This is a genomic window from Streptococcus sp. DD11, assembly GCF_001578865.1.
GTDB classification, from domain to species: Bacteria; Bacillota; Bacilli; order Lactobacillales; family Streptococcaceae; genus Streptococcus; species Streptococcus panodentis.
In genome coordinates this window covers 1-925 of record NZ_KQ969410.1, presented here as the reverse complement: position 1 = coordinate 925, position 925 = coordinate 1, and the positions used below count along the sequence as shown (strand labels likewise).

Below are 925 nucleotides of genomic sequence, written 5' to 3'. Positions count from 1 at the left end.
CCCAACAGCGAGCATTACTCGGTGGAGGATTTCAATCTGGATATTAAGGACAAGGAGTTTATCGTCTTTGTCGGCCCGTCCGGCTGCGGCAAGTCGACCACCCTGCGCATGATTGCGGGGCTGGAGGACATCACTGAGGGGACAGCCTCCATCGACGGCAAGGTGGTCAATGACGTGGCGCCCAAGGACCGGGACATCGCCATGGTCTTCCAGAACTACGCCCTCTATCCCCACATGACCGTCTATGACAATATGGCCTTCGGGCTCAAACTGCGCAAGTACAGCAAGGAGGACATTGACAGACGGGTCAGCGAGGCGGCGGAAATCCTGGGTCTCAAGGAATTTCTCAGCCGCAAGCCGGCGGACCTGTCCGGCGGCCAGCGCCAGCGGGTGGCCATGGGCCGGGCCATTGTCCGTGATGCAAAGGTTTTCCTCATGGACGAGCCCCTGTCCAATCTGGATGCCAAACTTCGCGTTTCCATGCGGGCGGAGATTGCCAAGATTCACCGCCGGATCGGGGCGACGACCATCTATGTGACCCATGACCAGACCGAGGCCATGACCCTGGCCGACCGCATTGTCATCATGTCGGCGACCAAGAACCCAGCCGGCACGGGGACGATTGGCCGCATCGAGCAAATCGGTACGCCGCAGGAGGTCTACCATCACCCGGTCAATAAGTTTGTGGCCGGCTTTATCGGCAGCCCGGCGATGAACTTTCTGACGGTGAGGCTGGAGGGCTCAGAGATTGTGGCTGAGGGGCTGCGGCTCAAAGTGCCGCAGGGAATTCTCAAGACCCTGCAGGACAGGGGCTATGAGGGCAAGGAGCTGATCTTCGGGATTCGGCCGGAGGACATCAATACCGAGGCGGCCTTTCTGGAGACCTTCCCGGACTCAGTGGTGCATGCGACCATCTCTGTATCGG

1 protein-coding gene is annotated in these 925 nt (G+C 59.9%); it reads left to right on the top strand.

Translation table 11 applies throughout. From position 1 onward, the window contains the following. The coding region (ugpC, locus tag STRDD11_RS13130; protein WP_128837668.1) for an ABC transporter ATP-binding protein at positions 1 to 925 on the top strand (925 nt) is incomplete at both ends.